Origin of the sequence: Pseudomonas sp. TH32, assembly GCF_016650855.1 — a bacterium.
In the GTDB taxonomy this organism is placed as follows: domain Bacteria; phylum Pseudomonadota; class Gammaproteobacteria; order Pseudomonadales; family Pseudomonadaceae; genus Aquipseudomonas.
Window position 1 is genome coordinate 363,625 of the sequence record NZ_JAEKFA010000001.1, and the last position, 11,638, is coordinate 375,262.

Below are 11,638 nucleotides of genomic sequence, written 5' to 3' on the forward strand. Positions count from 1 at the left end.
CTAGCGATCAGGCGCCGGATTTACCGGGAATCATCCACACCAGCCCACTCGCCTTCGCCCGCTCATGGCACAACCCCAGCACCACCCGGCGCTCGGCGTTGTCCATGCGGCTCCAGCGGGTGATTTCATCCACCGTGCGCTGGCAACCGGTGCAAATATCGTCGTCATCCAGCGCACAAATGCTCACGCAGGGCGAGGCGACGGGGCGTTCCACCGGGTTCATTCTTCCTGCTCAGCCAGGTCACGGGCATAACGCCGGGCGTTATGCACATAGTGCGCAGCGCTGGCCTCAAGCATCTTCTTCTGCACGTCAGTCAGTTCCCGCACCACCTTGCCCGGCGAGCCCATCACCAGCGAACCGTCGGGAATTTCCTTGCCTTCGCCAATCAGCGAATTGGCGCCGATGATGCAGTGCTTGCCGATCTTCGCCCCGTTGAGGATGACCGCATTGATGCCGATCAGGCTGTAATCGTCGACGGTGCAGCCATGCAGCATGGCGTTATGGCCGATGGTCACACCGGTGCCCAGGGTCAGCGGGTAGCCCATGTCGGTGTGCATCACGCTGCCGTCCTGCACGTTGCTGTTCTTGCCGATCAGGATCAGCTCGTTGTCGCCGCGCAACACCGCGTTGAACCAGACGTTGGCGCCCTCCTCCAGCTTGACCTTGCCCACCAGCGTGGCATTGGGGGCCACCCAACTGTCGGGATGGGTTTCGACTCGGGCGTCGCCCAGGCGGTATTTCATAGGTGGTTCCTCACGGCGGAAACGATGGCCATCTGGCTCTTAGGTATTGATGAAGCTTTTCGGCGGTCGATGCAGGCTGATGTCGGCATCGTCATAGAGCAGATTGATCAGCTCGACAATCATGATCGCCGTCAGGCCCCAGATCTTGTATTCGCCAAACCGATAACTGGGCACGTACCAACTGCGGCCCTGGTAATCGATACGGTGGGTATGTTCGCGCGGGTCCTGGCGAAAAAACTCCAGGGGCACGCTGAAAACAGCCGCGATCTCGGCGTCATTCGCCAGGTATTCAACGTAATCAGGAATAACGCCTACATAAGGCGTGACACGGATACCGTGCAGGGAAATCAACGGGCTCAACGGGCCGATGACTTCCACCAGCCCTGGCGGCAGGCCGATTTCTTCTTCGGCTTCACGTAGCGCGGTGAATATCAGGTCGGGATCGTCGGGGTCGCGGCGCCCGCCAGGGAACGCCACTTCGCCGCCATGGGTGGATAACCCGCTGGCGCGCAAGGTCAGGATCAGCTCGGGTTCGTCACTGCGGGTGATCGGCACCAGTACCGCCGCTTCCGGGAAACGACCGTCGGTCTCCAGCGTGTGGGGCGTATGATTGCTTACCCGGCGAAGTAGCTCGTCCAGCATGAGTCATCTCGGTCTGTTGGCTACCTTGCATCATGCACCAAACCTTGCGCACGCCCAACCCCAAAACCCTGGCCATGTCGCTAAACGACAACTTGCAGCCCATACCCGGTCACGCCAAGATAGGCGCACTCTCCAGGAACCCCAGCATGAACTTCTGCAGCCAGTGCGGTAAACCGGTCACCCAGCGCATTCCCGAAGGCGACGCACGCCTGCGTTATGTCTGCGATCACTGTCAGACCATTCACTATCAGAACCCCAATATCGTCGCGGGCACCGTGCCGGTATGGGGCGATCAAGTGTTGCTGTGCCGCCGCGCCATCGAGCCGCGCCTGGGTTTCTGGACCCTGCCCGCCGGCTTCATGGAGAACGGCGAGACCGTCGAGCAGGCCGCCATGCGCGAAACCCTGGAAGAAGCCTGCGCCCGGGTGCGCAACCTGAGCATCTATACCCTGATCGACGTGCCGCACATCAGTCAGGTGCACATCTTCTACCGCGCCGAGCTGATCGACCTGGACTTTGCCGCAGGCCCCGAAAGCCTCGAAGTGCGCTTATTCGATGAAGCCGACATCCCTTGGTCAGAGCTGGCTTTCCGCACGGTCGGGCGTACCTTAGAATGCTTTTTTGCTGACCGCCGGCAACAGTCGTATCCGGTGCGCAGCGAGTCGGTGCCGCCACTGACCCAATTGGCCAAATAACAACTCCAGGCGGCACGTAGTCTTCTCAGGGGATACCGTTTTAATGCGTTGGTTGCTTGCTCTGATCTGCCTGTCGTTTGCCACGCTGTCGCCAGCCTCCACCCAACTGATCCTGGGCGGCAAACCCGTCGAGAAAATCCTGGTGCTCAAGTCCGCCCATCAGTTGCAACTGATCAACGACGGCAAGCCCCTCAAGACCTATCGCATTTCCCTGGGCAAAAACCCCAAGGGCACCAAGCTGATGGAAGGCGACCGTCGAACCCCGGAAGGCTTCTACTGGATCGACTGGCGCAAGACCAGCGACCGCTTCAACCTGGCCATGCACATCTCCTACCCCAACATCAGCGACTCCGCCCGCGCCCGCCGCGAAGGGGTAAAACCCGGCAGCATGATCATGATCCACGGCACCCCCGACGCCGAGGACTACCCCGAAGAGCTGTTCCACACCCTGGACTGGACCGACGGCTGCATCGGCATGCGCAATGTCGACATGCGCGAGGTCTGGAACCTGGTCAAGGACGGCACCATGATCGAGATTCGTCCGTAATTTCCCGCCGCCCGTAAAATAATTCGAAAAAAATTCCTGCCTCGCGCAGCGCTTGCCGGTGAATACCAGTTCACCCCGGCAAGCTGCGTGCTTCTGCCCACAAGAAAGACCTCTCTAATACCACTTGATCTGGCGCACTATTAAGGCGCCCGCAAACACTCGCCTGCACCGTTTTCGCTGCATTGACATGGTATTTAAGTGGTATTAGCTTTCGATCACTACCGGGCGACAACACTCCAATAACCGCATCGGAAACCGACACGATGAACCCCATCCTGACCCTGCGCCCCGACGACAAACAATCGACGCCGCTGTACCTGCAACTGGCCCGCAACCTGGAAGCCGCGATTCATGCCGGCCAATGGAAATCCGAGCAGGCATTGCCTTCGGAACGTGCCCTCAGCGAGCAACTGAGCATTTCCCGAGTCACAGCCCGCAAGGCGCTGGAAGTGCTGTTCGAACAAGGCCTGATCCGTCGCAGCCAAGGCTCCGGAACCTTTATCACGCCACGCCTGGAACAGCCGCTGTCGCGCCTCTCGGGCTTCAGCGAAATGCTCCGGCTCAAGGGGTTTGTGCCGACTTCCCAGTGGCTGGAGCGCGAGATCACCCCGCCGACCCATGAAGAATTGATCCGCCTGGGCCTGTCGCCCAGCGACAAGGTCGCGCGCCTCAAGCGTTTACGTAAGGCCGACGACACGGTGATGGCGATTGAAATGACCGCCATGCCCGCCTCTGTCCTCCCGCACCCGCAGGCCATCGGCAATTCGCTCTACGAATACCTGGAAAGCATCGGCAAGCCCATCGTGCGCGCCCTGCAACACATCCAGGCAATCAACGCCTCGGACGAGTTCGCGGCCCTGGTGGGCATCGCCCCCGGCACCGCCATGCTGCTGATGACCCGGGTGGGCTACACCGCCGACAACACCCCGATTGAAATCACCGACACCTATTGCCGCAACGACTACTACGACTTCGTCGCAGAACTGCGCCGCCACGACTATTCCGCTGAACTGCGAATTTAGAGAACTGCCCATGTCCGAAGACAACATCCTCACGCCCAGCGGCTGGATTCGCGGCCGCCTGGTGCACCAGCACGGCAAGGTGACTGCCGTTGAAGGCAGCCCGTGCGACCCGGCTGACAACGACCTGCCGTACCTGCTGCCAGGCTTTATCGACCTGCACGTACACGGCGGTGGCGGCAAAGACATCATGGAAGGCAGCGACGCCTTTCAGACCATTACCCGCACCCACGTACGATTTGGTACCACCTCCCTGCTGGCCACCACCATGACCGCGCCGGTGGACGAAATTTCCCGCGTGCTCGGCGAAATCGGCACTTACTGCGAAAGCCGCCCGACCGGCACCGCCCGCGTGCTCGGCGTGCACCTGGAAGGCCCCTACATCAATCCGGGAAAACTCGGCGCACAACCTAACTTCGCCCACACCGCGTTGATGGCCGAAGTCGAAGAATACCTGCGCCTGGCGCCGATCCGGGTGATCACCATTGCCCCGGAAATCGCCGGCCACGACGGCCTGATCCGCGCCCTCAGCGAACGCGGCGTGCGCATGCAGATCGGTCACACCCTGGGCAGCTACGAGGAAGGCGTCGCCGCCCTCGCCGCCGGCGCCACCAGCTTCACCCACTTGTACAACGCCATGAGCCCGCTGCATCACCGCGAGCCCGGCATCGTCGGCGCGGCGCTGGCCCACGCCCAATACGCCGAACTGATTCCCGACCTGTTGCACGTGCACCCCGGCGCCATGCGCGTGGCCTTGCGTTCGATACCGTGCCTGTACTGCGTCACCGATTCCACCGCCGCCGCCGGCATGCCCGACGGTGAATACAAGCTGGGCAGCCATACCGTGACCAAGTGCCTGGGCGGCGTACGCCTGGCCGATGGAACGCTGGCCGGCAGCACCCTGACCATGGACCAGGCGCTGCGCAACCTGGTGAAGATCGGCCTGCCGATCAGCGAAGCCTCACAACGCCTGTCGCAATTTCCTGCGGACTACCTGGGCCTCGAAGAACGCGGTCGCCTGCAACCCGGCAGCTTTGCCGACTGCGTGCGCCTGGACCGCTCCCTGAACCTCACCGACGTAATGGTCGAAGGAGAAACCATTGACTTCAAAAATGCTTGAAGAGGCCCTGGCCTCCTGTGAGGCCGTCGAGGCTCAACTGCAGCGCCTGGACCCGTTGCTGGTGGAAGTCGCCGGCCGCCTGCGACGCCAGCCGCCGCAAGTAGTGATGACCATCGCCCGCGGCAGCTCGGACCACGCCGCCAGCTACTTCGCCTACCTGACCATGCAGCACCTGGGGATTCCGGTGGCGTCGTTGCCGATGTCGGTGGTGACCATGCTGCAATCGCCGCTCAAAGTCAGCGGGCAAGTGGCGTTCGGCTTCTCACAGTCGGGGCAAAGCCCGGACCTGGTCAACAGCCTGCGCCTGTTGCGCAAACGTGGCGCCTTGAGCATCTCGATGGTCAACGCCGAAGACTCACCGCTGGAAGCCGCCTGCGAATTCCACGTGCCGCTGTGCGCCGGGCCGGAACGCAGCGTTGCCGCCACCAAAAGCTTTATCGCCACCCTGAGTGCCAGCGCCCAATTGATCGGCCACTGGAACCAGGAAGACGAGTTGCTCCAGGCCTGCAAGGCCTTGCCCGACGGTTTGCGTGAAGCCGCCAAACAAGACTGGAGCGTGGCCATCAACGCCCTGCGCGACTGCCAGCAACTGATGGTGATCGGCCGCGGTGCCGGTTTTGCCATCGCCCAGGAAGCGGCGCTCAAGCTCAAGGAAACCTCGGCGATCCAGGCCGAAGCCTTCAGCAGCGCCGAAGTGCGCCACGGGCCGATGGCCCTGATCGATGACAACTACCCGCTGCTGGTCTTTGCCCCGCGCGGTGCTGAACAAGCCGGCCTGCTGAGCCTGGCCGCCGACATGCGCCAGCGCGGTGCCCGCGTGCTGCTGGCCGCCCCCGACGACATCGCCGAACGCGACCTGACCCTGAGCCGCGCCGAACACCCGGCATTGGACCCGATCCTGGCGATCCAGAGCTTCTATGTGATGGCAGCCGGTTTGGCAGAGGCCCGAGGCATGGACCCGGACCAACCGCGTCACTTGAGCAAAGTGACCCGTACCCACTGAGTTGATTGCAGCGTTTTCCTGATGAGTACCGTGCCCATGTCCAACAACAATAAAGACCTCACCCTCAGCGCTCCCCTCAGTGGGCCGGTGCTGACCCTGGGCAACGTTCCCGACGAAGTGTTCGCCAGTGGCGCCATGGGCGACGGCATTGCCATCGACCCGCTCAACGATTGCCTGCATGCGCCGTGCGATGGGGTGATCATCCATGTCGCCCGCACCGGGCATGCGCTGACCATTCGTGCGGATAACGGCGCTGAGTTGCTGATGCACGTGGGCATCGACACGGTGGAACTGAATGGCGAAGGGTTTGCGCTGCTGGTCAAGCAAGGCGCGCGGGTCAGCAAGGGCCAGGCGCTGGTGCAGTTTGACCTGGACCTGATCGCGCGCCAGTGCAAAAGCCTGGTCAGCCTGATCATCCTGACCAACAGCGAGTTGTTTGAGCTGCGGCCGATCACCTTGAAGACGGTAAAGGTCGGCGAGCCGCTGCTGCACGTGGTTGCGCGGTTGGCCGGGGCGGCGAAGGTAATTGATGAGTCGGTCACCGAAGCCAGCGCGACGATTCGCATCACCCACCGTGGCGGCCTGCATGCGCGCCCTGCTGCCTTGGTCCGCAAGACGGCGCAGGCATTCAGCAGCCAGTCGCAGCTGCACTTCGCCGGCAAGACGGCCTCGTGCGACAGTTTGATCGGCTTGATGGGATTGGGGATTGGCGAGCAGGACGAGGTGCAGGTCACCTGCCGGGGCAAGGATTGTGAAGCGGCGCTGCAAGCACTGGTCGCCGCGCTGTCGGTGGCAGTTGGCGAAGAACATCACGCGCCAGTGGTCATTGCCCCGCGCCGTGCAAATACCGAAGCCGGTGTACTGCAAGGCGTCTGCGCCGCGCCCGGCCTGGTCTGCGGCCCGCTGTTCCGTCTGAACGGAATCGAGCTGCCGGCAGACTTGGGCAATAACGTCCCGGATGAGCAACTGCAGCACCTGGACACCGCCCTGGAACACGTGCGCGGTGAAATCCGCCACACCCTGGACCAGGCCCGCCAGCGCAAGGATGTGGAGGAAGAAGAAATCTTCGCTGCCCACCTGGCGCTGCTGGAAGACCCGACGCTGCTGGAGGCCGCCACCGCCGCCATCGAACACGGCAGCGCTGCCACTCACGCCTGGCGCGACGCGATCCAGGCCCAGTGCGCGGTGCTGCTGGCCCTCGGCAAACCGCTGTTCGCCGAACGCGCCAACGACCTGCGGGACTTGCAACAACGCGTGCTGCGGGCGCTGTTGGGCGAGGCCTGGCATTTCGAATTACCGGCCGGCGCGATCGTCTCGGCCCATGAATTGACCCCCTCGGATCTGCTGCAACTGAGCCAACAACACGCGGCGGGTATCTGCATGGCTGAAGGCGGTGCAACCTCTCACGTGGCGATTCTGGCGCGAGGCAAAGGCTTGCCGTGTGTGGTTGCGCTGGGCACTGAATTGCTTGATGTGCCTCAAGGCCAGCGTGTGGTGCTGGATGCCGCCAATGGCCGGCTGGAACTGACGCCGGATGACGCGCGCCATGCCCAGGTCCACCAGTTGCGCGACGCACAAAAACTGCGCCGCCAGCAGCAACACGCCAACGCCCAAGGCACCGCCAGCACCCAGGATGGCGTGCGGATTGAAGTGGCCGCGAACGTTGCCTCCAGCGCCGAAGCCCAATTGGCCTTTGAGAACGGCGCCGATGGCGTCGGCCTGCTGCGCACTGAATTCCTCTTCGTCGATCGCCGCACTGCGCCCGACGAGCAAGAGCAACGTCAGGCCTATCAAGCCGTGCTGGACGCCATGGGCGACAAGTCCGTAATCATCCGCACCATCGATGTGGGCGGCGACAAGCAGCTCGACTACCTGCCGCTGCCGTTCGAGACCAATCCGGTGCTGGGCCTGCGGGGCATTCGCATGGCCCAGGTGCGCCCGGAACTGCTGGACCAGCAACTGCGCGCCCTGCTGCAAGTCTCGCCACTGGAGCGTTGCCGGATCCTGCTGCCAATGGTCAGCGAAGTCGACGAACTGCTGCAGATCCGCCAGCGCCTCGATGAGTTGTGCACCGAGCTGGAACTGACCCAACGCCCGGAGCTGGGCGTGATGATCGAAGTGCCCGCCGCCGCGCTGATGGCCGAACAACTGGCCGAGCACGCGGACTTCTTGTCCATCGGCACCAATGACCTGTCCCAATACACCCTGGCCATGGACCGCGACCACGCCGGCCTCGCCGCCCGGGTCGACGCCCTGCACCCGGCGCTGCTGCGGCTGATCGCCCAGACCTGCACCGGCGCCGCCAAACATGGCCGCTGGGTCGGTGTTTGCGGTGCGCTTGCGTCCGACCCGCTGGCCACGCCGGTGCTGATCGGCCTGGGCATCAGCGAGCTGTCCGTGAGCCCGCCGCAAATCGGAGAAATCAAGGACCGTGTCCGCCACCTGGACGCAGCCCAATGCCGGCAACTGAGCCAAAGCCTGCTTAACCTGAGCAGCGCCAAAGCCGTTCGCCAAGCCTGTCAACACCACTGGCCGCTGAGCTGAAAACAACAAGAATAGGGAGACACGCCGTGTACCAATATTTTATCGAAGGGCTGCAACGCCTGGGCCGTGCGCTGATGCTGCCGATCGCGATTTTGCCGATCGCCGGCCTCCTGCTGCGACTGGGCGACACCGACTTGCTGAACATCGCGGTGATGCACGACGCCGGGCAGGCGATCTTCGCCAACCTGGCGCTGATCTTCGCCATCGGGATTGCCGTGGGTTTTGCCCGCGACAACAACGGCACGGCGGGCCTGGCGGGGGCCATTGGTTACCTGGTGATGGTCTCCACCCTCAAGGTGATGGACGCCAGCATCAACATGGGCATGCTCGCGGGCATCGCCAGCGGCTTGATGGCCGGCGCGCTGTATAACCGCTTCAAGGACATCAAGCTGCCGGAGTACCTGGCGTTCTTTGGGGGGCGACGGTTTGTGCCGATCGTCACCGGGTTTTCGGCAGTCGCGCTGGGGGTGATCTTTGGTTTGATCTGGCCACCGGTGCAGCAAGGAATCAACAGCTTCGGCGTGCTGCTGATGGAAAGCGGCAGCTTCGGCGCGTTCGTGTTCGGCGTGTTCAACCGCCTGCTGATCGTCACCGGCTTGCACCATATCCTCAACAACATGGCGTGGTTTGTGTTCGGTACCTTTACCGACCCGACGACAGGCGCGGTGGTGACCGGCGACCTGACCCGCTACTTTGCCGGCGACCCCAAAGGCGGCCAGTTCATGACCGGCATGTTCCCGGTCATGCTGTTCGGCCTGCCCGCCGCCTGCCTGGCGATGTATCGCAACGCACTGCCGGAACGGCGCAAGATCATGGGCGGGATTTTCCTGTCGATGGCGCTGACCTCGTTCCTCACCGGCGTGACCGAGCCGATCGAATTCGCGTTCATGTTCCTCGCGCCGTTCCTGTACCTGGTACATGCGCTGTTGACCGGGTTGTCGATGGCGATCACCAACATGCTCAACATCCACCTGGGCTTTACCTTCTCCGGCGGGTTTATCGACATGGTGCTGGGTTGGGGCAAGTCAACCAACGGCTGGCTGGTATTCCCGGTTGGGCTCGCGTACGCGGTGATCTACTACAGCGTGTTCAATTACTGCATCCGCCGCTTCAATTTGAAGACGCCGGGGCGTGAGGATATTCAGGTCGTACAGGCTGAGGCCATGACCGATAACCAGCGGGCCGGGGCTTATATTCGGGCGCTGGGTGGTGCGGAGAATTTGCTCAGTGTGGGTGCCTGCACGACGCGCCTGCGGTTGGACATGGTGGACCGCAACAAGGCGGTGGATGCCGATTTGAAAGCGCTGGGCGCCATGGCTGTGGTTCGGCCGGGTAATGGCGGGAGTTTGCAGGTGGTGGTCGGGCCGATGGCGGACAGCATTGCCGATGAGATTCGGTTGGCGATGCCTTCGTATGTTGGGGTAACGCCGGTCGCTGCTGCGCCGGTTGAGAAGAGCACGCCGGTGAATGTGCACGAGGCCGAGAAATGGCTGAGCGCGCTGGGCGGTCGGGCCAATGTGCTGCAACTGGACGCGGTGGCGATGACGCGGTTGCGGGTGGAATTGGGGGATGGTTCGGTTTTGTCGGAAGCCCAACTGACGGCGCTGGGTTGCCAGGGCGTGAGTCAACTTGAGAGCGGTGTTTGGCACTTGCTGATTGGTGACAAGGCGTCGGGGTTGGGTGAGGCACTGGAACGGTTGGTCAGTGGCCGCGAAGCCGTAACCGGCGCCTAGCAAAATTGTAGTGAGCGGGCTTGCTTGTGGTGAGCGGGCTTGCCCCGCGCTGGGCTGCGCAGCAGCCCCAATAAGAACGCCGCATTTTTTCAGATAGAACCCTGCGGCAGGTTTTAGGGCCGCTGCGCAGCCCAGCGCGGGGCAAGCCCGCTCACCACAGGGTTACTGCCTATAGGGAAGAAATGTTTCTAAACCGGATCCGCCTGTTCGGGTGGAGTTGGGGGATGGTTCGGTGCTGTCCGAGTCCCAACTGACGGCACTGGGTTGCCAGGGCGTGAGTCAACTTGAGAGCGGTGTGTGGCACTTGCTGATTGGTGACAAGGCGTCGGGCTTGGGTGAGGCACTGGAACGGTTGGTCAGCGGCCGCGAAGCCGTAACCGGCGCCTAGCAAAATTGTGGTGAGCGGGCTTGCGTGTGGTGAGCGAGCTTGCTTGTGGTGAGCGGGCTTGCCCCGCGCTGGGCTGCGCAGCAGCCCCAATAAGAACGCCGCATTTTTTCAGATAGAACCCTGTGGCAGGTTTCAGGGCCGCTGCGCAGCCCAGCGCGGGGCAAGCCCGCTCACCACAGGGTGATTGCCTATAGGGAAGAAATGTTTCTAAACCGGATCCGCCTGTTCGGGTGGAATTGGGGGATGGTTCGGTGCTGTCCGAGTCCCAACTGACGGCACTGGGTTGCCAGAGCGTGAGTCAACTTGAGAGCGGTGTGTGGCACTTGCTGATTGGTGACAAGGCGTCGGGGTTGGGTGAGGCACTGGAACGGCTGGTCAGTGGCCGCGAAGCCGTAACCGGCGCTTAGCAAAATTGTAGTGAGCGGGCTTGCTTGTGGTGAGCGGGCTTGCCCCGCGCTGGGCTGCGCAGCAGCCCCAATAAGAACGCCGCATTTTTTCAGATAGAACCCTGTGGCAGGTTTCAGGGCCGCTGCGCAGCCCAGCGCGGGGCAAGCCCGCTCACCACAGGGTTACTGCCTATAGGGAAGAAATGTTTCTAAGCTGGGTCCGCCTGTTCAGGCAACTCATACAAGTCCAGCGTCCGATCCACCATCAACTGAATCCCTCCAGCACCCGACAAATCCCCAGCGCCACATCACGGTGAGAACCGTCGACTTCAAACGCCAGATGAACCGTCAGCGCCTGCACGGAGGCCAAATCCTGAGAGGCGTTGGCCAGCCGCGCAGTCAAATGTGGGAGCCGGGCTTGCCCGCGATAGGGCCCTCACAGCCAACAAAAAACCCGCTGACCAAACTGGCCCAGCGGGTTTCCTGTTTTGCAGCCGACGAATCAAAAATCCGCCAACTGCCACACCTCATAAGCCGGTGTCTCGTACGGATGGCTCAGTTTCAACGCAGCCACCACAGCCACGATCAACTCATCCGCCACCACCAGCTCAACCTTCCATTCCTCAACCACTTCAACCTGGCCCACCTGCCCGATAAACGGCTGGCTGCCGTCCATCGCGCGGAATTGGCCCTGGCCCAGCACTTGCCAGGCGCAGCTGTCGTAGTGGCCGATGCGCCCGCCGCCGGCTGCGAAGACCGCAGTTTTCACCGTCTCCACATGGCTGTCGGGCACAAAGAAGGCGAGTTTGTACACCGT

Annotated in this window: 11 protein-coding genes and 3 pseudogenes; 9 read left to right on the top strand and 5 right to left on the bottom strand. The window is 62.5% G+C overall.

The annotated features are described in order from the left end of the window. Positions 1-7 precede the first annotated feature (7 nt). From JFV30_RS01685 to JFV30_RS01695, 3 genes are read right to left on the bottom strand one after another with little or no spacing between them, the layout of a single operon-like run. A complete protein-coding gene (locus JFV30_RS01685; RefSeq protein WP_087695119.1) occupies positions 8-223 on the bottom strand; it encodes a DUF1289 domain-containing protein in 216 nt (71 codons plus the stop codon). Beyond that, positions 220-744: a gamma carbonic anhydrase family protein gene (locus JFV30_RS01690; RefSeq protein ID WP_201121615.1), complete on the bottom strand. Its 525-nt coding sequence runs from the start codon at positions 742-744 to the stop codon at positions 220-222. The genes JFV30_RS01685 and JFV30_RS01690 overlap by 4 nt, the downstream gene beginning before the upstream one ends. 39 nt (positions 745-783) lie before the next feature. Beyond that, a complete protein-coding gene (locus JFV30_RS01695; protein WP_010176834.1) occupies positions 784-1,386 on the bottom strand; it encodes a CoA pyrophosphatase in 603 nt (200 codons plus the stop codon). A 146-nt stretch (positions 1,387-1,532) separates the two neighbouring features. On the opposite strand from JFV30_RS01695, the gene JFV30_RS01700 reads away from it, so the two are divergent. From JFV30_RS01700 to JFV30_RS01740, 9 genes and pseudogenes are all read left to right on the top strand, one after another. Further along, on the top strand, positions 1,533-2,081 hold the full coding sequence (locus tag JFV30_RS01700; protein WP_003209606.1) for an NUDIX hydrolase: 549 nt from the start codon (positions 1,533-1,535) through the stop codon (positions 2,079-2,081). A gap of 43 nt (positions 2,082-2,124) precedes the next feature. Further along, on the top strand, positions 2,125-2,628 hold the full coding sequence (locus JFV30_RS01705; RefSeq protein ID WP_010176835.1) for a L,D-transpeptidase family protein: 504 nt from the start codon (positions 2,125-2,127) through the stop codon (positions 2,626-2,628). A gap of 263 nt (positions 2,629-2,891) precedes the next feature. Further along, positions 2,892-3,650: a GntR family transcriptional regulator gene (locus JFV30_RS01710; RefSeq protein ID WP_010176837.1), complete on the top strand. Its 759-nt coding sequence runs from the start codon at positions 2,892-2,894 to the stop codon at positions 3,648-3,650. A gap of 10 nt (positions 3,651-3,660) precedes the next feature. Further along, positions 3,661-4,767, top strand: a complete 1,107-nt coding sequence (gene nagA / locus JFV30_RS01715) for an N-acetylglucosamine-6-phosphate deacetylase (protein ID WP_201121616.1) — start codon at positions 3,661-3,663, stop codon at positions 4,765-4,767. Then, the gene (locus tag JFV30_RS01720) at positions 4,748-5,770 is read left to right on the top strand and encodes an SIS domain-containing protein (RefSeq protein WP_201121617.1); all 1,023 of its coding nucleotides are present in this window, start codon (positions 4,748-4,750) and stop codon (positions 5,768-5,770) included. Before nagA ends, JFV30_RS01720 begins: the two co-directional genes overlap by 20 nt. A 36-nt stretch (positions 5,771-5,806) precedes the next feature. Beyond that, positions 5,807-8,314, top strand: coding sequence for a phosphoenolpyruvate--protein phosphotransferase (gene ptsP / locus JFV30_RS01725; protein ID WP_201121618.1), 2,508 nt, complete (start codon positions 5,807-5,809; stop codon positions 8,312-8,314). A gap of 74 nt (positions 8,315-8,388) precedes the next feature. Continuing rightward, on the top strand, positions 8,389-10,047 hold the full coding sequence (gene nagE, locus JFV30_RS01730) for an N-acetylglucosamine-specific PTS transporter subunit IIBC (RefSeq protein ID WP_207201819.1): 1,659 nt from the start codon (positions 8,389-8,391) through the stop codon (positions 10,045-10,047). 205 nt (positions 10,048-10,252) lie between these two features. After that, positions 10,253-10,435, top strand: a pseudogene (locus tag JFV30_RS01735) (PTS N-acetyl-D-glucosamine transporter); the annotation flags it as partial. A gap of 224 nt (positions 10,436-10,659) precedes the next feature. Beyond that, positions 10,660-10,842: pseudogene (locus JFV30_RS01740) on the top strand (PTS N-acetyl-D-glucosamine transporter); the annotation flags it as partial. Positions 10,843-11,030: 188 nt separating this feature from the next. Here the strand turns inward: JFV30_RS01740 and JFV30_RS32965 are convergent. Both JFV30_RS32965 and JFV30_RS01745 read right to left on the bottom strand, forming a co-directional pair. After that, a pseudogene (locus tag JFV30_RS32965) lies at positions 11,031-11,212 on the bottom strand (DUF6124 family protein); the annotation flags it as partial. 111 nt (positions 11,213-11,323) lie between these two features. Continuing rightward, entirely contained in the window at positions 11,324-11,635 is a 312-nt protein-coding gene (locus JFV30_RS01745; RefSeq protein ID WP_063032975.1) for a hypothetical protein, read from the bottom strand. Positions 11,636-11,638 lie beyond the last annotated feature (3 nt).